This window comes from Geothrix sp. 21YS21S-2, from assembly GCF_030846775.1.
Taxonomy (GTDB): Bacteria; Acidobacteriota; Holophagae; order Holophagales; family Holophagaceae; genus Mesoterricola.
In genome coordinates this window covers 1,895,343-1,916,750 of the sequence record NZ_CP132910.1, presented here as the reverse complement: position 1 = coordinate 1,916,750, position 21,408 = coordinate 1,895,343, and the positions used below count along the sequence as shown (strand labels likewise).

General features: G+C 69.6%; 20 protein-coding genes. 13 read left to right on the top strand and 7 right to left on the bottom strand.

The genetic code is table 11. The features are described 5' to 3' along the window. From malG to RAH40_RS08620, 6 genes are all read left to right on the top strand, one after another. The gene (gene malG / locus RAH40_RS08645; protein ID WP_306601696.1) at positions 1–891 is read left to right on the top strand and encodes a maltose ABC transporter permease MalG; all 891 of its coding nucleotides are present in this window, start codon (positions 1–3) and stop codon (positions 889–891) included. A gap of 63 nt (positions 892–954) precedes the next feature. Next, the gene (locus RAH40_RS08640) at positions 955–1,401 is read left to right on the top strand and encodes a pullulanase-associated domain-containing protein (RefSeq protein ID WP_306601695.1); all 447 of its coding nucleotides are present in this window, start codon (positions 955–957) and stop codon (positions 1,399–1,401) included. Between the two features lie 82 nt (positions 1,402–1,483). Further along, complete coding sequence (locus RAH40_RS08635) at positions 1,484–3,148, top strand: alpha-amylase family glycosyl hydrolase (protein WP_306601694.1); 1,665 nt, start codon at positions 1,484–1,486, stop codon at positions 3,146–3,148. 15 nt (positions 3,149–3,163) lie between these two features. Continuing rightward, complete coding sequence (gene glgP, locus RAH40_RS08630; protein ID WP_306601693.1) at positions 3,164–4,792, top strand: alpha-glucan family phosphorylase; 1,629 nt, start codon at positions 3,164–3,166, stop codon at positions 4,790–4,792. A gap of 17 nt (positions 4,793–4,809) precedes the next feature. Then, a complete protein-coding gene (locus RAH40_RS08625; protein ID WP_306601692.1) occupies positions 4,810–7,068 on the top strand; it encodes an alpha-amylase family glycosyl hydrolase in 2,259 nt (752 codons plus the stop codon). 58 nt (positions 7,069–7,126) lie between these two features. Further along, positions 7,127–9,004, top strand: a complete 1,878-nt coding sequence (locus tag RAH40_RS08620; RefSeq protein ID WP_306601691.1) for a long-chain fatty acid--CoA ligase — start codon at positions 7,127–7,129, stop codon at positions 9,002–9,004. On the opposite strand, the gene tsaA is transcribed toward RAH40_RS08620, so the two are convergent. Continuing rightward, on the bottom strand, positions 8,975–9,481 hold the full coding sequence (gene tsaA, locus RAH40_RS08615; protein WP_306601690.1) for a tRNA (N6-threonylcarbamoyladenosine(37)-N6)-methyltransferase TrmO: 507 nt from the start codon (positions 9,479–9,481) through the stop codon (positions 8,975–8,977). The two genes, RAH40_RS08620 and tsaA, sit on opposite strands and share 30 nt — an antisense overlap. A 70-nt stretch (positions 9,482–9,551) precedes the next feature. On the opposite strand from tsaA, the gene RAH40_RS08610 reads away from it, so the two are divergent. Further along, positions 9,552–10,052, top strand: coding sequence for a hypothetical protein (locus tag RAH40_RS08610; protein WP_306601689.1), 501 nt, complete (start codon positions 9,552–9,554; stop codon positions 10,050–10,052). Here the strand turns inward: RAH40_RS08610 and RAH40_RS08605 are convergent. Both RAH40_RS08605 and RAH40_RS08600 read right to left on the bottom strand, forming a co-directional pair. Continuing rightward, a complete protein-coding gene (locus RAH40_RS08605) occupies positions 10,049–10,459 on the bottom strand; it encodes a bacteriohemerythrin (protein WP_306601688.1) in 411 nt (136 codons plus the stop codon). The genes RAH40_RS08610 and RAH40_RS08605 overlap by 4 nt on opposite strands. Before the next feature lie 63 nt (positions 10,460–10,522). Next, positions 10,523–10,885, bottom strand: a complete 363-nt coding sequence (locus tag RAH40_RS08600) for a proteasome assembly chaperone 4 family protein (RefSeq protein WP_306601687.1) — start codon at positions 10,883–10,885, stop codon at positions 10,523–10,525. A 115-nt stretch (positions 10,886–11,000) separates the two neighbouring features. Here RAH40_RS08600 and RAH40_RS08595 point away from each other — a divergent pair, with 115 nt between their 5' ends. From RAH40_RS08595 to RAH40_RS08575, 5 genes are all read left to right on the top strand, one after another. After that, on the top strand, positions 11,001–11,660 hold the full coding sequence (locus RAH40_RS08595) for a methyl-accepting chemotaxis protein (RefSeq protein ID WP_306601686.1): 660 nt from the start codon (positions 11,001–11,003) through the stop codon (positions 11,658–11,660). Positions 11,661–11,730: 70 nt separating this feature from the next. After that, on the top strand, positions 11,731–12,726 hold the full coding sequence (locus RAH40_RS08590; protein ID WP_306601685.1) for a sensor histidine kinase KdpD: 996 nt from the start codon (positions 11,731–11,733) through the stop codon (positions 12,724–12,726). Between the two features lie 6 nt (positions 12,727–12,732). Further along, a complete protein-coding gene (locus RAH40_RS08585) occupies positions 12,733–14,073 on the top strand; it encodes a sigma-54 dependent transcriptional regulator (protein ID WP_306601683.1) in 1,341 nt (446 codons plus the stop codon). 32 nt (positions 14,074–14,105) lie between these two features. Continuing rightward, a complete protein-coding gene (locus RAH40_RS08580; protein ID WP_306601681.1) occupies positions 14,106–15,551 on the top strand; it encodes an amidohydrolase family protein in 1,446 nt (481 codons plus the stop codon). Positions 15,552–15,619: 68 nt separating this feature from the next. Beyond that, on the top strand, positions 15,620–16,123 hold the full coding sequence (locus RAH40_RS08575) for a DinB family protein (RefSeq protein ID WP_306601680.1): 504 nt from the start codon (positions 15,620–15,622) through the stop codon (positions 16,121–16,123). A gap of 22 nt (positions 16,124–16,145) precedes the next feature. Here the strand turns inward: RAH40_RS08575 and RAH40_RS08570 are convergent, their stop codons facing one another. From RAH40_RS08570 to RAH40_RS08560, 3 genes are read right to left on the bottom strand one after another with little or no spacing between them, the layout of a single operon-like run. Then, positions 16,146–16,979 (bottom strand): aldo/keto reductase, encoded by an 834-nt coding sequence (locus tag RAH40_RS08570; protein WP_306601679.1) that lies wholly within the window; start codon positions 16,977–16,979, stop codon positions 16,146–16,148. Between the two features lie 28 nt (positions 16,980–17,007). Beyond that, positions 17,008–19,548 (bottom strand): ABC transporter permease, encoded by a 2,541-nt coding sequence (locus tag RAH40_RS08565; RefSeq protein ID WP_306601678.1) that lies wholly within the window; start codon positions 19,546–19,548, stop codon positions 17,008–17,010. Beyond that, positions 19,545–20,222 (bottom strand): ABC transporter ATP-binding protein, encoded by a 678-nt coding sequence (locus tag RAH40_RS08560; RefSeq protein ID WP_306601677.1) that lies wholly within the window; start codon positions 20,220–20,222, stop codon positions 19,545–19,547. Before RAH40_RS08560 ends, RAH40_RS08565 begins: the two co-directional genes overlap by 4 nt. A gap of 30 nt (positions 20,223–20,252) precedes the next feature. On the opposite strand from RAH40_RS08560, the gene RAH40_RS08555 reads away from it, so the two are divergent. Next, complete coding sequence (locus RAH40_RS08555) at positions 20,253–20,882, top strand: arylesterase (protein WP_306601676.1); 630 nt, start codon at positions 20,253–20,255, stop codon at positions 20,880–20,882. Here RAH40_RS08555 and RAH40_RS08550 read toward each other — a convergent pair. Next, complete coding sequence (locus RAH40_RS08550) at positions 20,854–21,402, bottom strand: NADPH-dependent FMN reductase (protein WP_306601675.1); 549 nt, start codon at positions 21,400–21,402, stop codon at positions 20,854–20,856. The two genes, RAH40_RS08555 and RAH40_RS08550, sit on opposite strands and share 29 nt — an antisense overlap. Positions 21,403–21,408 lie beyond the last annotated feature (6 nt).

Below are 21,408 nucleotides of genomic sequence, written 5' to 3'. Positions count from 1 at the left end.
ATGGCCATCGTAACCAACAAGTCGCAGCGCTGGAGGGTCTACGCGGCCCACCTGTTCCTCGTGTGCCTCTGCGCCCTCGTCATCTTCCCGTTCCTGCTGACCATCTCCATCTCGCTTCGGCCCGGCAATTTCGCCACCGGCCGGCTCATTCCCAGGGAGATCAGCTTCGAGCACTGGCGCTTCGCTCTGGGCCTGCCCTCGGTGGGCCCTGACGGCGCCCTCGTCTCTCCCGACCTGCCCGTGCTGCGCTGGCTCTGGAACTCCATCCGGGTGGCCCTGGTCTCGGCCTGCATCGGGCTCCTGCTGAGCACCACCGCGGCCTACGCCTTCGCCCGCATGCGGTTCGCCGGGAAGAAGGCCGCGCTGACGGGCCTCATGCTCATGCAGATGTTCCCCTCGGTCCTGGCCCTGGTGGCCATCCACTCCATCTTCACCCGCATCGGCAACGCCTTCCCGCTGTTCGGCATGGACAGCCTCTGGTCCCTGGTGCTGGCCTACTCCGGCGGCATCGCCCTGCACGTCTGGACCATCAAGGGGTTCTACGAGACCATCCCCGCCGAGATCGAGGAGGCCGCCACCGTGGACGGAGCCACGCCCTGGCAGGCCTTCTGGCGCGTGCTGCTGCCCATGGCCCTGCCCATCCTCATGGTGGTGTTCCTGCTGGCCTTCATCGGGGCGATCATCGAGTACCCGGTGGCCTCCATCCTGCTCCACTCCCAGAAGAACCTCACCCTGGCCGTGGGCGCCAACTCCTTCCTCTACCCCCAGAAGTACATGTGGGGGGATTTCGCAGCGGCGGCCATCCTCTCCGGCCTGCCCATCACCGTCGTCTTCATGCTGGCCCAGAAAGGCCTGATCGCCGGGCTCACCTCCGGCGGCACCAAGGGCTGAGCCGGCCCTCCCCTTCACCCCTTCCGAGGGCCGTGCCCTCGAACCTCAACCCAGGAGCCCGACATGAGCCTCCGTTCCACCCTCGTCAAGGTGTTCGCCGCCGTCGCGCTGGCCTTCGCCACCCTCTCCCCCGCCCAGGCCCAGGCTCCCGCCGCCGGCCCCAACATCACCATCCACTACCACCGCGTGGACGGCAACTACGAGAAGTGGGGCATCCACCTCTGGAAGAGCCCCAACATGCCCCTGGAAGGCGTGGAGTGGCCCACCCCCATGCCCCCCACCGGCAAGGACGCCTTCGGCGTCTACTGGACCCGGGAAGCCGCCGAGTTCAAGACCCGCACCAAGATGGTCGTCAACTACATCATCCACAAGGGCGACATCAAGGAGCAGGGCGGCAAGGACATGAGCTTCGACGGCATGACCAACAAGGAAGCCTGGGTCTGGGAAGGGGACAGCAAGACCTACTTCTCCCTGGACGAGGTCAAGGCCGGCCACCCCGAGTACAAGTAGCCGGAATTCCAAGCAACTGGGGCCGGTGGTGACCGGAAGGCCATCACCGGCCCGGCCCCTTTTCACGACCAGCGAGCCTCCCATGACCCTGCGAACCCTCTCCCACGCGTTCCGGCTTTCCCTGGCGCTCTCCGGCGCCGCGCTCCTGGCCCAGGGGGCCCCGGCCTCCGTGCCCGGGTCCTTCGCGGACAATCCGATCGTGTACTTCCTCATGACCGACCGGTTCGTCAACGCCGATCCCTCCAACGACGGCAGCTACGGACGCAGGCGGGAGGCCCTGCCCAAGGACGACGTGGCCACCTTCCACGGGGGCGACCTCAAGGGCGTCACCCAGAAGCTCAAGGAAGGCTGGTTCAAGCAGCTGGGCGTGAACGCCATCTGGATAACGGCGCCCTACGAGCAGATCCACGGCTGGGTGCAGGGGGGCAAGGCCGAGTTCAAGCACTACGCCTACCACGGCTACTACGCCCTTGACTACACGGTGGTGGACAGGAACCTGGGCACCCCCGCGGATCTGAAGGAGCTGATCGACACGGCCCACGCCCAGGGCATCCGCGTCCTGTTCGACATCGTCATGAACCACCCCGGCTACCTGGACCTGCAGACCGCCCGGGAACTGAAGGTGGACGTGCTCTTCGAGGGCTCGGAGAAGGCCACGCTGAAGAACTACCACAACTACATCGACTACAACAGCTTCAAGTTCCTGGACTGGTGGGGCAGGGACTGGGTGCGGGCGGGCCTTCCCGGGTACCTCGACGGAGGGCGCGACGACCTCACCATGCAGCTGGCCTTCCTCCCCGACTTCCGCACCGAGAGCAAGGACTTCGTGAAGCTTCCGAAGTTCCTCAAGAACAAGCCCGACACCCGGGCCGTGGACCTGCCCAACACGACCGTGCGGGGCTACCTGATCAACTGGCTCACCGACTGGGTGCGCACCTACGGCGTGGACGGCTTCCGCTGCGACACCGTCAAGCACGTGGAGCCCGAGGCCTGGGCGCAGCTCAAGGCCGAGGGGGTCAAGGCCCTGGCGGAGTGGAAGGCCGCGCATCCCGCCAACAAGATCGACGACGCCCCTTTCTGGATGGTGGGCGAGTTCTGGGGCGTCGGGCCCGCCAGGCACAAGATGCATTCCTTCGGCTTCGACGCGATGCTCAACTTCGACTTCCAGAACGACGAAGGGGAGTTCGCCAAGCCCGAGAAGCTCTTCGCCGGATACGCGAAGCTCCAGGCCGGCATGCCCGTCCACATGCTGAACTACCTTTCGTCCCACGACACGAAGCTGTTCGACCGGGAGAAGCTCGTGGTCGGCGGCGCCGCCCTGATGCTGGCCCCCGGCGGGGTGCAGATCTTCTACGGCGACGAGACCGCGCGGCCCGCCGGGTACGAACCCCGCACCGACTTCCAGCAGGGGACGCGGTCCGACATGAACTGGACGGCCCCGGACGCGAAGGTGCTGGCCCACTGGCGCAAGCTCGGCACGTTCCGCAGCCGCCACCTGGCCCTGGCCAAGGGCGTCCACAAGCAGCTCGGTTCCTCCCCCTACGTCTTCAGCCGCATCGACGCGCCCTCCGGGGACTGCGTGGTGGTGGCCATGGGCGCCAAGGGCGAGGCGACCATCCCCGTGGCCGGCGCCTTCAAGGACGGCGAGAGCCTCCGGGACGCCTACACGGGCCGCACCGCCACGGTGGCGGGAGGGGCCGTGAAGGTCCAGGCCGAAACCTATGTCCTGCTCGAGCGGGCCAACTAGTCAAGGAACTCCACGATGGCTTCGAAACTACCTCAGGTCGCCTATTTCTGCATGGAATACGCCCTGGAGAGCACCTTCAAGATCTATTCCGGAGGCCTGGGCATCCTCGCCGGCGACTACTTCAAGGGCGTCAAGGACCACGGCTTCCCCATGGTGGGCATCGGCATCCGCTGGAAGCAGGGCTACGGCGAACAGCACGTGGACCCGGTCACCGGCAAGGTCTTCGACGCCTTCCGCACCGGGGACCACGGCTTCCTGGAGGACACCAAGGTCACGGTCAAGGTCGACATCAAGGGCCGCCCCGTGCACATCAAGGTCTGGAAGGTCACGTCCTACGGCGTGGACACCCTCTACCTGCTGGACACCGACCTGGAGGCCAACGACGGCGAGGCCCGCTGGATCACGGGCCAGCTCTACGGCTGGTTCGGCGAGGAGCGGGTGGCCCAGGAGATGGTGCTGGGCATCGGCGGCGTGCGGGCCCTGCAGGCCCTGAAGATCAAGCCCGACGTCTACCACTTCAACGAGGGCCACGCGCTCTTCGGCGGGTTCGAGCTCATCCGGCGGCGCATGGCTCGGGGCGCCACCTTCCAGGACGCCCTGGCCCGCACCCGGGAGGAGGTGGTCTTCACCACCCACACCCCCATCGTGCAGGGCAACGAGTCCCACCCCATCGACCGGTTCATGTACCTGGGCGCCAACCTGGGCCTGACCCGGGCCCAGCTCAAGCAGCTGGGGGGCTCGCCCTTCAACATGACCGTGGGGGCCCTGCGCATGAGCCGCATCGCCAACGCCGTGGCCGAGCTGCACCGGGTCACCGCCAACGACATGTGGAAGGGCATCAAGGGCCGCTGCGAGATCATCGGCATCACCAACGCCATCCACCAGGGCACCTGGGTGGATCCGAAGATGCTGGAGCTGGCCGCCAAGGGGAGGAAGGACGCCCTCTGGAACCGCCACATGGAGAACAAGCATAAGCTCATCGCCTTCGTGGAGGCCCGCAACGGCGTGAAGCTGGATCCCGAGGCCCTCCTCATCGGCTTTTCCCGGCGCGCCGCGCCCTACAAGCGCTCCAACTTCATCTTCACGGACCGCAGCTTCATCGAGCCCCTGCTCAGGAGCGGCAAGGTTCAGATCGTCTTCTCGGGCAAGGCCCATCCGCTGGACGACAACGGGAAGGTCATCGTGGAGGACATCCTGGAGATGACCCGGCTGTATCCCGGCCGCGTGGTCTTCCTGGAGAACTACGACATGGAGATCGGCGCCCTGCTCACCCGCGGCTCGGACGTGTGGCTCAACAACCCGCGCCGGCCCAAGGAGGCCTCGGGCACCTCGGGCATGAAGGCCGCCCAGAACGGCGTGCTCAACCTCTCCATCCTCGACGGCTGGTGGCCCGAGGCCTGCGACCACGGGAAGAACGGATGGCAGTTCGGCGACGGCTTCGAGAGCGCCAGGGACGCGGTGCTGGACAGGCACGACTTCAAGGCCTTCCGCAAGGTCCTGGCCGAAGAGGTCCTGCCCACGTACTACGACCACCGGGACCAGTGGGTGGACATGATGGTCCGTTCCATCCAGGACACCCGGGAGACCTTCGGGGTCAAGCGGATGCTGGACGAGTACTACGCCCGGATGTACAAGCGCTTGTGATCGCATAGGAGGCCGCCGTGGCCAGGAACCCGTTCTTCGTTTTGGCGGCCGCCTCGGCCCTTTTATGGACCGGCTGCGGCGGGGGCGGGGGCGGCACGTCCCTGACGACGCCCACCACCTCCATCGACGCCGACCTGGCCCAGTCCCCGGCCCCGGACGCCGCCTACCACAAGATCCCCAGCAACGACCTGGGCGCGGTGGTCAGCGGCGCCAACGTCACGTTCAACTACTGGAACCCCACGGCCTCGACGGTGGCCGTGAACCTCTACGCCAACTGGAACGACAGCCTGGGCTCCCCGGCGGCCACGGTGAGCCTGTCCAAGGGCGCCAACGCGATCTGGACCAGCGGCTCCATTCCCATCCCGGCACAGAAATACTACGTCTACAACGTCGGCGGCACCTACGTCCTGGACGCCTACGCCAAGTCCATGGCCCAGTGGGTGCACACGGGCAAGGCCTCCATTCCCGGCGACACCAAGGGCAAGGGCGCGATCCTCGACCCGGCCGGGCCCCTCCCCGACGGCGGTTGGGTGCCCTATGCCGGCACCTCCAGCTATTTCGACGGCTCCGCCATGAAGGCCCCGAACGGCTCCACGGCCCCGTACGGCTACGCCTCCGCCCGGGACGCCATCATCTACGAGGCCGGAGTGCGGGACCTCACCGTGGACCCCGCGGTCACCAGGTTCGCATCGGGCCACGCCTGGGGCACCTTCAAGGGCCTGGTGGACATGCTCCCCCACATCCAGAAGCTGGGCGTCACCCACGTGCAGCTGCTCTGCCCCCTCCAGAACTACAACTACGACCAGACCGCCGTCGGCACCCGGGAGCTCGACCCGTCCGTGACCAGCGGCGCCAACTACAACTGGGGCTACGACCCCCAGAACTACTTCACGCCCTCTGGCATGTACTCCGCCAGCCCCTCCACGCCCGCGGCCCGCATCAGCGAGCTCAAGACCCTGGTCAACGAGATCCACAAGGCGGGCATGGGCGTGATCCTGGACGTGGTCTACAACCACACCGCCAACACCTCCGTCCTGGGCGACCTCTCGGGCACCAACTACTACTACCGCACCACCAGCAGGAACGGCGCGGGCAGCCAGGACGTCATGTCCGAGCACAAGATGGTGCGCAAGCTCATCGTGGATTCCGTGAAGCACTGGGTGAACACCTACCATGTGGACGGCTTCCGGTTCGACCTCATGGGGGTGATGGACACCGGGACCATCAAGGCCGCCTACGCCGAGGCGGCCGCCGCCAACCCGAAGACCCTCTTCGTGGGCGAGGGCTGGACCGGCTTCTACACCGGGGCCGCCGCCGACTACAACGGCGACGCCATCGCCGGGGCGGACCAGGGCAACGCCTCGGCCTTCGCGGGAATGAACATCGGCATGTTCTCCGACAGCTACCGCCAGATCTTCAAGAACGGCTACCCCAACGACGGCGCCACCGCCTTCCTCACGGGCGCGGGCCAGGCCATCGCCGATCTATATTCCAATGCATCAGGCAAGCCCAGCAAAATGAGCAATGGTTTCACTTTTGTCGCTCCTTCCACCAACAACGTGGTGAACTACCTCACCTGCCACGACAACCTCTGCTACTACGACGTGCTGGCCTGCGCCACCAACGCGGCCAGGAGCCAGGACGCCACCATCCTGCAGCGGGCCAAGGTGGGCTACGCGACCCTGCTCACCTCCCAGGGCATCGCCTTCCTCCATGCCGGGGACGAGATGTTCCGCACCAAGGAGACCACGGCCGGCAAGGGCGCCCAGAACACCAAGTCCAGCACCATCCGGACCTTCGTGGACAACTCCTACAACGCCTCCGACGCCGTCAACATGGTGGCCTGGTCCAACGTCTACGCGGGCGACCCCATCACCGGAGCCTTCGCCAACTACGCCACCGCCCAGGACGGCTACAAGCTCTACGCCTACACCCAGGGCCTCATCGCCCTGCGCAAGGCCACCAACGCCTTCCGCCTCCCCGACGCCTACCTGGCGGCCAACCTCGCCTCCATCGCCCCCGCCGGGGCCGGCTCCACGGTCCTGGCCTTCGGGTACAAGGCCGTATCCACCGACCTCACCGGCACCTACTACGTCTTCCACAACGCCGACACCTCGCCCCAGACCTTCACCGCAGACGTGAGCCTCGCGGGCGCGACGCTGATCGTGGACGGGAACTCGGCGGGAGTCACGGCCATCGCATCGTCGACCACCGTGACCGTCAGCGGCGCGAGCGTGACGTTGGCGCCCCTGTCCTCGGCGGTATTCAGGTTCTAGGCATTATTTGCCCTGCAAGCCCACCAATTCCGCTATCAAGGGCGCGCTTTCCGATATAATGACCCTTCTGCCCTGGAGCACCCACCGTCTCCGGGGCATTTCATTGGAGTCTTCATTGCGGCAGGATTTCCATCTGGTTCGATTCCTGAGGGAACAGGCTCCGGTCCGTGGGGCCAAGGTGGCCCTCAGATCCCACGGCGAAGGCGCCACGGTCACCTGGGCGGAACTGGGCGAGCGCATGGACCGGATCGCCCGGGGCCTGCTCCGGCTCGGCCACGAACCCTGCGGGATGGTGGGGCTGTGCGGCCGGAACATGCCGGAATGGACGATGTCGGACCTGGGCATCCTCGCTGCGAGGGGTGTCCCGGTTCCGCTCTATCCCACCAGCAACCTCGAGCAGGCGGTCTTCATCATCCGGGACGCGGGCATCCGGATCCTCTTCGCGGGCGAACAGCCCCAGGTGGACCTGGGGATCGAGCTCCTGGCCCAGGGCGAGATCGCGCATCTGGTGGCCCTGGATGCCTCCGTCGACCTGCGGGGCTGCCCCCAGGCGCTGACCCTCCAGGCGCTCATGGACCTGGGCGGGGATCCGGCCACGGCCGCGGAACTGGAGGCGCGCGCCGCCGGCTACCGCCTGGACGACCTCTACACCCTGGTGTACACCTCGGGCACCACCGGGGAACCCAAGGGCGTGATGCTCGACCAGGCCAACATCGCCGCGGCCATGCACCTCCACGACCTGCGGCTCAAGGTGGGCCCGGAGGACGTCTCCCTCTGCATGCTGCCCCTGTGCCACATCTTCGAGAGGGCCTGGACCGCGTACCTGCTGTACCGGGGCGCCGAGGTGGTGTACCTGCGGGATCCCCAGACCGTGGTGGCGGCCATCGGCGTCGTGCGCCCGACCCTGATGTGCTCGGTGCCCCGGGTCTACGAGAAGGCCTACGCCGGCATCCAGGCCCGCATGGCCAAGGCCGGGTGGCCCATGGCCGCGCTCTTCGGCTGGGCCCTGGGCATCGGCCTTCAAGTGGTGCGGCTGCGCATCGAAGGGAAGGGGCCCGGGCCCTGGCTGGGGCTCCGCCACAAGGTGGCCGATGCCCTCGTGCTCCGCAAGATCCGCAACCTGTTCGGGGGCCGCTGCCGGTTCCTGCCGGTGGCCGGTGCCAGCCTCGCGGACGACGTGAACCTCTTCTTCCAGGCCGTCGGGCTCAACCTCAAGTACGGCTACGGCCTCTCGGAGACCTGCGCCACGGTCTCCTGCTGGGAGGACGGCTCCATGCCCATCGGCACCATCGGCAGGCCCATGGAGGGGCTGGAGGTGCGCCTGGGCGAGGAGAACGAGCTGCAGGTGAAGGGGCCCACGGTGATGCGCGGCTACTACAGGCGCCCCGAGGAGACCGCCCGGGTGATGACCGCCGACGGCTTCCTGCGCACCGGCGACGCCGGCGGCATCGATTCCGGCGGCAACCTGATCTTCACCGAGCGCATCAAGGAGCTGATGAAGACCTCCAACGGCCAGTACATCGCGCCCCAGCGCGTGGAGGGCACCCTGGCCAAGGACGCCTTCATCGAGCAGGTGGCCATCATCGCCGATTCCCGGAACTTCGTCTCGGCGCTCATCGTGCCGTACTTCGACCGCCTGGAGGAGTACGCCCGGTCCGCCGGGGTGGCCTACCGGAGCCCCTCGGACCTGCTGCGCGACAGCAAGGTGATGGCGTTCTTCGAGAGCCGCATCCTGGAGCTGCAGAAGGGCCTGGCCAAGTACGAGCAGGTGAAGAAGTTCACGCTCCTCTCGCGGCCGTTCTCCATGGACCTGGGGGAGCTCACCCCCACCCTGAAGCTCCGGCGCAAGTTCATCGAGAAGGCCTTCCGGGCGGAGATCGAGGCGATGTACTCGGCCCTCCCGGGCCTACCGGGGACGCCTGAGGCCGGGAACTGACCGCAGGCCGGTGGCCTCGTCCACCGCGTCGATCCAGCCGGCCCGGGCCTCCGGGAAGGCGTCGGCGTAGGGGACGTAGGGCTTGATGTCCAGCACCGGCGTGCCGTCCAGGAGGTCCACGTCCCCCAGGAGGAGCGTGCGGCCCTCGATGCCGAGCAGTTCCACGGCGGAGAGGCCGATGGCGTTGGGGCGGTGGGGGGAGCGCGTGGCGAAGACGCCGCGCTTCACCCGGGGGCCTCTGGGGGGCCGCACGGTGGGGGCCCAGCCCTCGCTCTTGTGCAGGGCGAAGACCACCCAGATGTAGGCGAACCCCTCCAGGTCGCGGAGGGTCTCCTCCGGCAGGCCCGGGTCCAGCTCCAGGGTGGCTCCGCCGGGCCCCCGGGCGTCGACCGTGGCCTGATGGGGGGCATCGATTCGCTGCCGATAGGGCGAGCGAACGGTGCCGATGGGGTGGAACGTGAAGGCGGTCTGGGTCATCCAGCCAAGCCTAGCAGGCGGGAAGTGCTATAGTCAGGCCTCGAACGGGGGCCGGATGTCGGTGAGAGGGTTGATCGGGTGCCTCCTGGGTTGCGCGGCGGCACTTGCCGGGGCGGCCCAGGCGCGCACCGTGAACGAGCGCCTGGTGGAGCTCTCCGCCATCCTGGGGTCCGAGTCCACCTCCAGCCACCAGGTACGGATCCGGGCCATCGAGGAGATCGCGGGGATGGGCACCATCAGCGGCCTGGCGTCGGGACTGATCTTCGACCGCGCCAGCTTCCGGCTTGAGGAGTCCCCCGAGGTGCGCGAAGCCGCCGCCCTGGCCGTGAGGAACGTGTGCGACATGCGCAACCGGGCTTTCGCGCTCAGGCTCCGCCGGATTGCCGACGCCACCCAGGAACCCGACCCCAGGGTCCGCATCGCCGCGCTGCGCAGCCTCGCGGCGTTCCAGTGCGCGGATGCCGCAGCCGGCGTCCTCGACGCCACCAGCGAAGCCAGGGAACCGGACCCCGCGGTGCGCGAAGCGGCCCGGGAGCTCATCCGCAAGGGCCTCGCGTCGAGCGCCTACTAGGCGTCCACCGGGTGTTCCTTCAGGTACCGGAACAGCGCCAGGTCCCAGGTGAGGATGTGGTTCGTGAGCCAGTCCCCCAGGAACTTGCCCAGCCCTTCCGGGGGCACCAGGGAGGGATCCTGGTCGCGCAGTTCCCGGATGAACTTGACCCGCAGGAGGAGCCGCTCGTGCTCGGTCCGGTGCAGGGGCCGGTCGGGGAACTCCGAGCGCACCATCAGGAACTCCTCGGTGACGAAGTGCTCCCGGGCGTAGCGCTCCAGGAAGGCCAGCATCTCGTCCATCCGCTGGGGAGCCAGGCCCTCCTCCAGGGCCTGGTCGAACGCGTTGATGGCGTCGAACAGGGCCACATGCTGGTGGTCCACCAGGGTGTGCCCGGTGGCGAACTGCTCGCCCCACTGGATGCGCATGGAAGGCTCCCCTTTGCCTGGTACTTCGGTTGGGTCCATCCTCCCGGCAATGGGGGCGGTTGTCTACCCTTCCACCTGGGAGACCAGGCGGTCGGCCAGTTCCGCCGACAGCTCCAGGACGGCCGCCAGCTCCTCCCGGCTGATGCCGTCCACGTGGATGCCGCAGGCCACGCACACCGTCACGCCGAGGCGGGACGCCAGGCGGGTGGCGAGGCTCCGTGCCAGGTCGTCCTCCCGGTGCCCCAGCACCGCCAGCACCGAGGTGGTCGCCCCGTCCCCCTTGGGCCTGGGCAGGCCCAGGGCCACCGCGCCGATGTGCTCCCGGTCGCCGCCGGCAAGACTCACGGCCAAGTCGCGGCCCATGGCCACGCAGGTCATCCTCAGGGCCACCCGGCCCCGGGAAGCGGTGAGCGTGACCGGCTCCATGGGTTCCTCCAGGGGTCCATGGTCCTAGCGGGAAGCGCCTCCCGTCAAGTTCCGGGGCCGACACGGGCGGCGAAGTGTGGGACCATGGGGGATATCCATCAGACAGGTGCGCATCGTGAGCGAATGGTTCGGCAAGCAGGTCTTCACCATCGGGATCATCGGCGGCGGGCGGGGCGGCCTGGGCCTCCTGAAGTTCTTCGGCAACAGCTCGGTGGGGAAGGTGGTCTTCGTGGTGGACCCGAACACCTCCGCTCCGGCCATCCTCGAGGCCCGGCAGAGGGGCATCCGCGTCTTCCACGACGACGAGGAGGCAACCCGCGGGGACCTGCCCGACTTCCTCTTCGACTCCAGCGGGGACGCCGAACTGGAGGCCCGGATCCGCGCGCGGCTGCGCGGCACGGCCACCATGTTCCTCACCTCCCTCACCAGCCGGATGATGGTGGAAGTCCTGGCCGAGAACGCCGCCCAGACCCGCGAGGACATCTCCCAGGTGGTCTCCACCATCAAGGACGACATCGCCTCCAGCCTGGACGCCAGCAACAGCATCGTGAGCCGCATCAACTCCATCATGTCCAACATGCAGATGCTGGCCCTGAACGCGAGCATCGAGGCCTCCAAGGCCGGGGTCCACGGCCGGGGGTTCACGGTGGTGGCCGACCATCTGGGCAAGTCGGTGGAGGCGGTGCGCAATCTCACCCAGGAGATCAACCACGTGAACCAGAACCTCACGTCCGTCTCCCACCGCAGCGACTCCGTGCTGGAAAAGCTGAAATAGCGATTAATATAAGTCATTTCTTCAGTTAGGGTGACCCTGGCGGTTACCATGGGCCCTTCCGAGGTGTCCCTTGGACCCGAACTCCGCCACCCCTGCCGTCCGTGCGGACCGTCTCCGAAGGATGGGGTTCTGCGATCCCGTCGAGGTGGACCAGGTGCTGGAGGCCGTGGAGGCCTTCTGCGGGGCCCCGGTGCGCCTGGAGTTGGAGGCGATGCCGGCGCCGGCCCCCGGGGATCCGTGGGAGGAGCCCGGACCGGGCCTCCAGGGCCGCCGGCTCCTGGGCCCCGGGCGCATGGCATGGGGCGTGCTCTCGGTGGACGGGCCGCTGGGGCCCCGCCTCCGCGAAGGGGTGGAGCAGGCCGCGCGGCTCCTGGAGGGAATGGCGGCCCGGGCCCGGGCGCGGACGGAACGGCGGGACCGCGGCCGTGGCCCCGCGGGAGCCTCCTTCGTGCCCGGCCTGGTCCACGAGCTTCGCAACGCGGCCTTCGGGTTCTCGGCCGTCCTGGACGCCTTCGAGGCGCGCTACGCGGACCGGGAGGAGGCCCGGCGCTACGGCGGGGCCCTGCGCAGGAACCTCGAGCAGCTCACGGGGTTCATCGAGGAGCTGAACGCCTACGGCGAGGTCCGCCTGGAGGCACCGGTCCCCCTTTCCCTGCCGCAGGTGCTGGGCGAGGCGGTGGCCACTTGCGAGCCCCATGCCCGGGACCTCTCCAGGGAGCTCCGGCTGGAATGGGCGGGGCCGCCGGTGCGGGTCCTGGCCGACGGAGCCCGCCTGCGGGAGGCCTTCGTGTGCCTTTTGCGCTGGGCCCTGGGGCAGGGCGGGGGCCCGGCCCTGCCGGTGGTCCTGGAGGCGGGGCCCTCGGCGGCTGGCCACGTGGACGGCCTCCAGCCCGGGAACCTGGACCCCGGGCGGATCTTCGAGCCCTTCCATTTCCGGGCCTCCGGCATGGGGCGCCTGGCCCTCCCCGTTGCCCGGCGGATCCTGGAGGCCCACGGGGGCACCCTCTCCGCCGCTCCCGGTCCCGGCGGCGCGCTTCGCATCGCCTTCACCCTCCCCAACCTCTGAGGCCCCATGTCCAAGCCGAAGATCCTCGTGGTGGACGACGAAGGCGCGGTGCGCTTCGCCCTGCGGGACTACCTGGAGTTCCACGGCTACGCCGTGGACGAGGCCGCCACCTGCGCCGGGGCCGAGACCCGCTACCGCAAGGACGTGTACGACGCGGTGACCCTGGACTACGCCCTGCCGGACGGCAACGCGCTGGAGCTTCTGCCCCGGCTCAAGGCCATCGACGCGGGCGTCCCCATCGTCCTGGTCACCGCCCAGGGCAGCATCGAGCTGGCGGTGCGGGCCATCCAGCTGGGGGCGGAGCAGTTCCTGGTCAAGCCCGTGGACCTTTCCGCCCTGCAGGTGGTGCTGGAGCGGGTCCTGGAGAACCAGCGCAACCGCCGGAAGCAGGTGGCCACCGACACCCGGGAAAAGCCCCAGCGGGCCATGGACCTCTTCCTGGGGGAAAGTCCGGCCATCCGGAAGCTGGAGGAGCAGGCCACCCGCGCCGCGGCGGCGGAGAGCCCCATCCTCATCCAGGGCGACACCGGCACCGGCAAGAGCGAACTGGCCCGCTGGCTGCACCGCCACAGCTCCCGCGGCCTCGAGCCGCTGCTGGAGCTGAACTGCGGCGGGTTCACGCGGGAGTTCCTGGACACCGAGCTCTTCGGTCACGAGAAGGGCGCGTTCACGGGCGCCGTGGCCGCCAAGGTGGGGCTGCTGGAGGCCGCCAACCGCGGCACGGTCTTCCTGGACGAACTGGGCGACATGGATCTCCAGATCCAGCCCAAGCTGCTGAAGGCCCTGGAGGAGAAGCGGTTCCGGAGGCTGGGCGAGGTGCACGACCGGAAGGTGGACTTCCGCCTCATCGGCGCCACCCATCGGAACCTCGAGGTCCTGGTGCAGGAGCGGCAGTTCCGGGCCGACCTGTTCTACCGGGTCAGCGCCATCCAGATCACCGTGCCCCCCCTTTCGGAGCGGGCCGAGGACATCCCGGACCTGGCCCAGAGCCTCCTGGGCCGGATCACCGAGGAGTGGGGCCGCGAGCCCGTCAGGCTGAGCCGCGAGGCCCTGGGCGTGCTGCAGCGCCACGGCTGGCCCGGCAACATCCGGGAACTGCGCAACGTCCTGGAGCGGGCCCTGCTGGGGGCCCGGACCCTCCTCATCGAATCGGTGGACCTGGACTTCGCCTCCAGCCCCAGGGCCGGGGCCGAGGCCGTTTCCTCCCGGCTGACCCTCAAGGAGATGGAGAGGTTCCACATCGTCCAGGTGCTCAAGGAGGAGGGGGGCAGGGTGGAGCTCGCCGCGCGCCGCCTGGACATCCCCCGCAGCACCCTCTACCAGAAGATCAAGGCGCTGGGCCTGTGACGCTACAATGGGCCCTTTCGAGGAGCCCGGCGATGATCCTCCCACGGCTGATCCTGATGCTGGCCCTCTGCCCCCTCCGGGCCGCGGCCCCCCTGGGGCCCGAGGTCCGGCCCTTCGTGAAGTACGACGCGCCCAGCATCGTCCTCGCGCATGCGCGCATCGTGGACGGCCTGGGCGGCCCCGCCGTGGAGGACCGGAACCTGGTCATCGAAGGGGGCCGCATCGCCCGCATCACGCCCGGGGCCGACGTCCAGCCCGCCCCCGGCCGGGTGGTGGTGGACCTGCGCGGAGCCACCGTCCTGCCGGGGCTGGTGGGCATGCACGACCACCTGTTCCACATCGCCCGCCCCAACCTGCGCCCCGACGGCACCGCCGACTCGCCCCTCCTGGTGCCGCAGATGACGTTCTCCTCTCCGCGCCTGTACCTGGCCGCGGGGGTCACCACCATCCGCACCGCAGGCAGCGTCGAGCCCTACGCCGACCTGAACCTCAAGCGCCTCATCGACGAGGGCAGGCTGGCCGGCCCCCACATCGCCGTCACGGCCCCGTACCTGGAGGGCGCCGGGAGCCCCTTCATGCAGATGCACCAGCTTTCGGGGCCCGAGGAGGCCCGGCGCATGGTGGACTACTGGGCGGACCAGGGCGCCACCTCCTTCAAGGCCTACATGTACATCACCCGCGCGGAGCTGGGCGCGGCCATCGAGGCCGCCCACAGGCGCGGCCTCAAGGTCACCGGCCACCTCAACTCCGTGACCTACCCCGAGGCCGCAGCCCTGCACATCGACGACCTGGAGCACGGCTTCTTCGTCAACACCCAGCTGGACCCGGGGAAGACCCCCGACCAGGCCTCCCCCGCCAACGGCACCCCGACCCTCATGGCCATGGACCCCTCCGGGGACGAGGCCAGGCGCCTCATCGCGACCCTGGTGGCCGGCCACGTGGCGGTCACCTCCACCCTCCCGGTCTTCGAGCACAGCATCCCCAACCGGCCCCCCCTGCGCCCCCTGGCCCTCGAGGTCCTGAGCCCGCAGGCCCGCGAAGCCTGGCTCCTGGCCCGGAACCGCACCGCCGCCCGCGCCCCGGAGGCGCCCCTGGCCGTCTTCAAGCGCGGCATGGCCCTGGAGCGCGCCTTCGCCGCGGCGGGAGGCCTGCTCATCGCCGGCTGCGACCCCACCGGCAACGGCGGCACCATCCCCGGCATCAGCGACTGGCGCGAGGTGGAGCTCCTGGTCGAGGCCGGCTTCACCCCCGTGGAGGCCATCCAGGTCGCCACCCGCAACGGCGCCGTCTTCCTGGGCCGGCAGGACCGCATCGGCTCCGTGGCGCCCGGCATGGACGCGGACCTGATCGTGGTTCGGGGCAACCCCGCCGTCCGCATCGAGGATCTCGAGAAGGTGGAGACGGTGTTCAAGGCCGGGACCGGCTACGACTCGGCCAAGCTGTTCGAGTCGGTGCGGGGGAGGTACGGGCAGTATTGATTTTCCCGCCCCGGGGTGTTGCTTTTCGCTTTTTTTGCGCTACATTGAGGTCCTCACAAGGAGCAACGATGTCCATCGCCCAAGCCCTTCTGCCTGAGTTCGAACACGAGATCGCCGGGGTGCGCCGCGTGCTCGAGCGTATTCCCGTGGAGCACCTGGAGTACCGTCCCCACCCGAAGTCCATGACCCTCGGCCAGCTGGCCAACCACCTGGCGACCATGCCCGGCTGGATCGTCAGCACCCTCTCCCGGACGGAGTTGGATTTCGCGTTGCCGGAAACCCGGGCGCTCATGCCCAAGCCGAGCACCACCATCGAGGGGCTGCTCAGCACCCTCGATGCCGGCAGGGAGGAGGCCTCCAAGGCCCTGGCCAAGGCCAGCGATGCCGATTTCCAGGTGATCTGGAGCGGGAAGGCCGACGGCAAGGTGCTCTTTTCCATGCCGCGCATCGCGGTGGTCCGAGGGTTCGTGCTGAACCACGCCATCCATCACCGGGCCCAGGCCACGGTCTACCTGCGGATGCTGGACGTGCCGGTGCCGTCCCTCTACGGCCCCACGGCCGACGAGGCCTGATCCCGAACCCGGGCAGGCGGGCTCAGAGCATCTCCAGGGCCCGCTTTCGCCGGGGGGCGGCAAACTGGGCGTCCAGCAGCGCCCGTTCGGCTTCCGTCAGCCGAAGGGCTTGCGCCGCCTTGTTTTCGCGCATGTGCGCTTCCAGCGAAGCCTTCGGGATCGCAAGGGTGCCAGGGCGGCGCAGCACCCAGGCCAGCGCCACCTGCCAGGGGGTCAGGCCATGGTGCGCGGCGATTTCGGCCACCGCACCGTCCCTGGCGATCCCCCCCTGTTCGAGGGGGCTGTAGGCCATCAACGGAACCCCATGGGCTTCCATCCATGGGAGCAGATCGAATTCCGGTCCCCGCCGTGTCAGGTTGTACAGGACCTGGTTGACCGCGCAGGCATCCCCGCCGGCCACGGAGAACAGGTCCTCCATGTCGCCCGTATCGAAGTTGCTGACGCCCCAATGGCGGATCTTTCCAGCCGCCTTCAGGGTTTCGAACCCGGCGACGGTTTCCGCCAGCGGCTCGTTCCCGGGCCAATGCAGCAGGTAGAGGTCGAGCCGGTCCGTGCGGAGCCGGCGCAGGCTCGCCTCGCAGGCGCGCACCACGCCCGTGCGGCTGGCGTTGTGGGGGTAGACCTTGCTGACCAGGAACACCCGATCCCGCATTCCGGCAAGCGCCTCGCCCAGGAACTGCTCCGTCCGTCCTTCCCCATACATTTCCGCGGTGTCGACGAGCGTCAGGCCCAGCTCGACGCCCAGCCTCACGGCTGCAATCTCCGTGGGGCGGCGGGCGGGGTCCTCCCCCATCCCCCAGGTTCCCATCCCCAGCGCGGGGACCTTCTCGCCATCCGGCAGGGTCACGGATTCCATGGACGCCTTCCTCCACCTGAATTCACGATCAGTCCCCCCGCAGCACGTCCATGGGCTTGGCCTGCAGGGCCCGGTAGCTCCCGGCAAGGCCCACCGCCGCGGTGAGCGCTGCGGCCAGCAGCACGAGCGGCATGGCGGTCCAGGGGTCCGGGGCCACGTCCAGTTGAAGCACCCGGGAGCTGTAGGCCCGTGCCAGCCACCAGGCCAGGAGTCCGGCGCTCACGGCCGCGCTGCCGCCCAGGATCAGGAACTCCCACGCCAGGCTCGCCAGCAGGGTGCCGTGGCTTGCCCCCAGGGTGCGCAGCAGGGCGAGGTCCCGCTGGCGGCCCAAGCGGCCGGCCAGGAGGCTCGCGGCCAGCACCAGCAGCGCGGAGGCGAGCATGAGACCCGACAAGGCGCGGGTCACCAGACCCACCAGGTCCAGGACCTTGCCCACCCGCTCGACGATCTCGCCCACATCGATGGTGCTGATGTTGGGAAAGCGCCGGGCCGCCTCGTTCTGGAGCGCGGCGCGGGCGGGGGCGCCGTCCACCTCGGCGGCCATGATCCACACGGCGGGGGCGCCCCGCAGGAGGGAGGGGTGGACCACGATGAAGAAATTGATCTGAAAGCTCTGCCACACCACGTGCCGCAGGCTGGTCACGCGGCCGCGCACCTCGGTGCCGGCCACGTCGAAGGCCAGTTCGTCCCCCAGCTTCGCGCCGATCTGCCTGGCGAAGCCCTCCTCCAGGCTCAGCTCATCCCGCGGGGCGGCCCCGGGGAGGGTGTCGTCCGGCCAGAAGGCGCCCTTCGTGACGGTCTCGGATTCCCGCAGGCGGGAGCGCCAGGTGAGGTTCTGCTCCCGGCGCTGCATGGAGCGGGCCTCGCCGCCGCCGTCCTCCACCGGGTGGCCGGCGATGGCGGTCAGGCGGGCTCGCACCATGGGCGCGTCCATGGGCTCGAAGCCGCTGGCGGAGCGGGCCAGGGCGCGCATGGCCTCCACCTGGTCCCGCTGTACGTCCACGAAGAAGAGGTTGGCCCGCTTGCCGTCCCCCTTCCGGCTGGCCAGGGGCCGCACCAGGTCGTCCTTCACGAACTGCGTGGCGAGGACGAGGAAGACCGACAGGCCGATGACGGACATGAGCAGCGAACCCAGGGCGGGCCGGGCCCCCATCTGGCCCAGGGCCAGCTTCAGGGGCAGCGGGAGGGTGGCGGCGCCCCGCCGGTAGAGGAACAGGAGAAGGCGGAAGGCGGCCAGAAGGACCCCGAAGAGGGCGGCCATCCCCGCCGCGGTGGCGAAGCCGACCCTCGGCGCAGGGGCGTTCAGCACGACCAGCCCGCAGGCCAGGATCCCGGCCCCCGCGCCGCAGACCCGGGCCAGGACCTGGCGGCCCTTGACCTCGGGCCCATCGCGCAGGAGGAGCAGGGGGCTCACGTTTCTCAGCCGGGCGAGAGTGGGGACCGTCACGAGGACCAGCATGAGGACCGCCGCCGCCGTCTCGGCCACGGGCAGGGCGGGCGCCTTGCCCTGGCGGATGGCCTGGGGGATCAGGTCGCCCAGGAGCCCCGGCAGCACCCGCGCCGCGGCGGACCCGGCCCCCAGGCCCAGCACCAGGGCCAGGGCCACCAGGACCGCGGCGATGAGCGCGAAGATGGCCGCGGGCGCCCCGGGCGGGGCCCCCAGGCACCTCAGGATGGCGGCGTCCTTCTCGCGCCCCTTGAGGTAGGCGGCGAGGATGGCCCAGGCGCCCAGGCAGGACAGGAGCAGGGTGAAGAGCCCCAGCTGCCGGATGAAGAGGTTGGTGTTGCGGATGGGCTGGGCCAGGGCGGTGGCCGCCTCCTCGTGGGTCTGGATCCGCAGGCCCCGGGGCAGGGCGGTGCGCAACCGCTCCGCGGCCCGGGCAGGGGAGGCCCCGGGTTCGAGGTTCAGGAGCAGGCGCGTGGAAAAGCGCGCCCGGGGCGAAAGCAGGCCCACCCGCCTGGCCGTGGCGGCCCCCAGGTAGAGCCTCGGCCCCAGGGCGAAGGCGGTGGCCTGGCGCGTGTCGTCCTGGCCCACGATGCCCTGGACCGGCACCACGCCGTCGCCCAGGCGCAGGCCGCGGCGCTGCTCCAGGAGCTGTTCCGCCGGCATCCCGGGCTCGGCAACGCGCAGGCCCCAGGCCTGGGCGAGGCCCGGGTCCACCAGGGCGCCCCAGGGTTCACCACCGTCCCGGGCCGGCTCCACCTGCAGGCGCCCGGCCAGCGGATAGCCGGCCTCGATGCTCCGGACTTCCACCAGCCGCGAGACCGTGTCCGCCGCCGGGCCCGTGGAGGTCATGGTCGGGAAGTCGCTCACCAGGCACCGGGCCCCCTTGACGGCCCTGGCCTGCTCCAGGGCCGCTTCGGGCATCGCGCCCCGGGCGGTGACCACCAGATCGGCGCCCAGCATCGCCCGGGATTCCGAGGCGATGCCCTCCAGCACCCGCCCCGAGAACCCGTACGTGGCGAAGAAGGCGGCGAAACCCGTGGCGATGCACAGGGCGATGAGCAGGAGCCGTCCCGCCTGGTTGCGGAGCTCCCGCAGGGCGCTGCGGAGCACGAAGCCGGTCAAGGCTCCACCGCCGGGCCGACCATGCGCCCCCGCTCCAGGATCATGCGCGTTCCCAGCCGCTCCGCGAGCCTCGGGTCGTGGGTCACCATCACCAGGGTGGTGCCCAGGTCACGGTGGAGTTCCATGATCAGCTCGAACACGTGGTCGGCGTTGCGGGGGTCCAGGGAGCCCGTGGGCTCGTCGCAGAGGAGGATGGGGGGCCGGGCGACCATGGCCCGGGCGATGGCCACCCGCTGGCACTCGCCGCCGCTGAGCTGGCCGGGCAGATGGCCCATCCGCTCCGCGAGGCCCACCCGGTCCAGGGCCTCCCGGGCACGGGCCAGCGGGGAGGGCAGGCCCGCGATCTCAGCGCCGATGCAGACGTTCTGCAGGGCGGAGAAGTGGGGCAGGAGGTGGAAGGCCTGGAACACGAAACCCAGGTTCCGGGCCCGGAAGGCGGACAGCTCCCGCTCCCCCAGGTCGTCAATTCGCTTGCCCGCCACCCGCACCTGCCCCGAGGTGGGCCGCTCCAGCCCGGCCAGGATGGCAAGAAGGGTGCTCTTCCCGCTGCCGCTGGGGCCCTGCACCGCGAGGGAGCCGCCTTCGGGAAGCCGGAAGTGGAGGTCCTCCAGGACGGTGAGCCGTTCCCCGCCCGGGGCCGTGAAGGTCTTGGTGAGGCCGGAGAGCTCGATCATCGATCAAGATTAACCGGTACAATCCCCTTCATGCGCTTCCTGCCCCATCTGGCCGTCCTCGCCTCCCTGATCCTCCCCCATCCGGTCCATGCCCAGCGGACCCTGGTCTTCCTCGGGGACAGCCTCACCGCGGGCCTGGGCCTGGACCGCTCCCAGGCCTTCCCGAGCCTGATCGAGGCCCGGCTTCGCAAGGCCGGCCTGGACTGGAAGGTGGTGAACGCCGGGGTGAGCGGGGACACGACCGCAGGGGCCAGGGCCCGCCTGGACTGGATCTACCGGAACAAGGTGGACCTCATGTTCGTGTGCATCGGCTCCAATGACGGCCTCCGGGGCCTGCCTCCCGCGGAGGTGGAGCGCAACCTCCGGGCCATCCTGGACCGGGCCCGCAGTTCAGGCACCCAGGTGGTGCTGGCCGGAGCCATGGTGCCGGACAACTACGGCCGCGCCTACCAGCAGGCCTTCGGCCGCATCTTCCCCCGCCTCGCCAAGGACTACCGCCTCCCCTTCCTCCCCTTCCTGCTCGAAGGGGTGGCCCTGCGTCCCGAGCTCAACCAGGAGGACGGCATCCACCCCAACCCAGCCGGGACCCGGAAGGTGGCCGACAGCGTGTGGAAGGTGCTCGAACCGCTGCTCAGGGCCTCGCAGCAAGCTTCCCGGTAAGATCCAGGAACGCCGCCAGGGCCTTCTGGACCTCGGCCGCCGTCCTGGGATCCAGCGGCACGCCGTCCGCGTCCAGGTTCCGGTCGGCCAGCGGCACCGTGATCCCCCCCGGCAGGGCGATGGCGCCCAGGTTGGCCAGGGTGGCGCGCCACTGCATCTGCGCCCGGGCTCCGCCGAAGGCGCCGGGGGAGGCCGACGCCAGGAGCACCGGAAGGCCGCGGAACGGGGTGGGGGTCATGGTGGAGACCCAGTCCACGGCGTTCTTGAGATGGGCCGGGATGCCCGCGTTGTATTCGGGCGAGACGATGACCAGGGCCTGGGAATCCGTCAGCAGGTTGTGCAGGGCCACGGCCTCGTGAGGGGGAGGGGCGTCGGCGTCATAGAGGGGGATGCGCAATTCGTGGCCGGAGGCGATGCGCACCTTGGGCCCCAGGGCCATGATGCTGCGGGCGATGTGGCCCAGGAGCCTGAGGTTGAGGGATCCCTTCCGGAGACTTCCGCCCATGATCGCGATCTTCACGGCAAC

What these genes read in the sequence shown, in the direction of transcription:
- malG (WP_306601696.1), top strand. Translation starts at nt 1, where the DNA reads ATGGCCATCGTAACCAACAAGTCGCAGCGCTGGAGGGTCTACGCGGCC.
- RAH40_RS08640 (WP_306601695.1), top strand. Translation starts at nt 955, where the DNA reads ATGAGCCTCCGTTCCACCCTCGTCAAGGTGTTCGCCGCCGTCGCGCTG.
- RAH40_RS08635 (WP_306601694.1), top strand. Translation starts at nt 1,484, where the DNA reads ATGACCCTGCGAACCCTCTCCCACGCGTTCCGGCTTTCCCTGGCGCTC.
- glgP (WP_306601693.1), top strand. Translation starts at nt 3,164, where the DNA reads ATGGCTTCGAAACTACCTCAGGTCGCCTATTTCTGCATGGAATACGCC.
- RAH40_RS08620 (WP_306601691.1), top strand. Translation starts at nt 7,127, where the DNA reads ATGACCCTTCTGCCCTGGAGCACCCACCGTCTCCGGGGCATTTCATTG.
- tsaA (WP_306601690.1), bottom strand. Translation starts at nt 9,481, where the DNA reads ATGACCCAGACCGCCTTCACGTTCCACCCCATCGGCACCGTTCGCTCG.
- RAH40_RS08605 (WP_306601688.1), bottom strand. Translation starts at nt 10,459, where the DNA reads ATGCGCATCCAGTGGGGCGAGCAGTTCGCCACCGGGCACACCCTGGTG.
- RAH40_RS08600 (WP_306601687.1), bottom strand. Translation starts at nt 10,885, where the DNA reads ATGGAGCCGGTCACGCTCACCGCTTCCCGGGGCCGGGTGGCCCTGAGG.
- RAH40_RS08585 (WP_306601683.1), top strand. Translation starts at nt 12,733, where the DNA reads ATGTCCAAGCCGAAGATCCTCGTGGTGGACGACGAAGGCGCGGTGCGC.
- RAH40_RS08580 (WP_306601681.1), top strand. Translation starts at nt 14,106, where the DNA reads ATGATCCTCCCACGGCTGATCCTGATGCTGGCCCTCTGCCCCCTCCGG.
- RAH40_RS08575 (WP_306601680.1), top strand. Translation starts at nt 15,620, where the DNA reads ATGTCCATCGCCCAAGCCCTTCTGCCTGAGTTCGAACACGAGATCGCC.
- RAH40_RS08570 (WP_306601679.1), bottom strand. Translation starts at nt 16,979, where the DNA reads ATGGAATCCGTGACCCTGCCGGATGGCGAGAAGGTCCCCGCGCTGGGG.
- RAH40_RS08560 (WP_306601677.1), bottom strand. Translation starts at nt 20,222, where the DNA reads ATGATCGAGCTCTCCGGCCTCACCAAGACCTTCACGGCCCCGGGCGGG.
- RAH40_RS08555 (WP_306601676.1), top strand. Translation starts at nt 20,253, where the DNA reads ATGCGCTTCCTGCCCCATCTGGCCGTCCTCGCCTCCCTGATCCTCCCC.